Source organism: Endothiovibrio diazotrophicus (genome assembly GCF_054657215.1).
Genome location: NZ_BAAHXB010000300.1, coordinates 1 through 588, shown reverse-complemented (window position 1 = coordinate 588; position 588 = coordinate 1). Strand labels below are relative to the sequence as shown.

General features: G+C 51.7%; 1 protein-coding gene. It reads left to right on the top strand.

The window, feature by feature from the left end:
• Window positions 1-497, top strand: a 497-nt coding sequence (locus tag ACYQ2W_RS26530) for a hypothetical protein (protein ID WP_459874118.1), incomplete at its 5' end; no start/stop codon positions are given.
• Between the last annotated feature and the right edge of the window lie 91 nt (window positions 498-588).

Sequence of the window (588 nt, the reverse complement as noted above, 5' to 3'; positions counted from 1 at the left end):
AAAAACAAGGAGAACCGATGAATTCATACTTCTACCCTACGCTTCCAGGCTGGTTTGAGAAGCTGCTTGAAAGTTGGAAGTCCTCGGGAAAGCGGGAGCTTTCTTTCCCGTTCCTATGGTTCAAGCCAACTACGCTTCCAGAGGACAAAAACGCAACGTTTTGGATGTACCTGTACTACACCGAGACACAGACGGAAGAAATCGATCTTCAGCGAGCCGTCAAGTTCAGAGTGAGAGTAATCGAGCACTCTTTCAAAGAGATAGCCGGTCCAGCGGTCCATACCATTCGGGATAGCGCAGCTGACGCCAAAGTCTGGTTTAGGTGCGATGTCGTTGAGGAGTTAAGGAGAGAAGATGGCGAGCTGTTGCGGGCATCTGACTTCGAACATGCTGGTGGCGTGTCATTACTTCAAGCAGTGCGGAACTCAATCGCGCCCGTGAACCGGAACGGCCGGTGCATTTCAGTTCAAAAGACCGCCTTCTCGCTCAATGACTAGATTGCTAACAATTTCTTCCATCCGACGCCCGTGACGTTGCGGCGTTCTTTCGGGCTTCAGTGCGCGGGCGCGGCTAAAGAAAAGCGTTAGC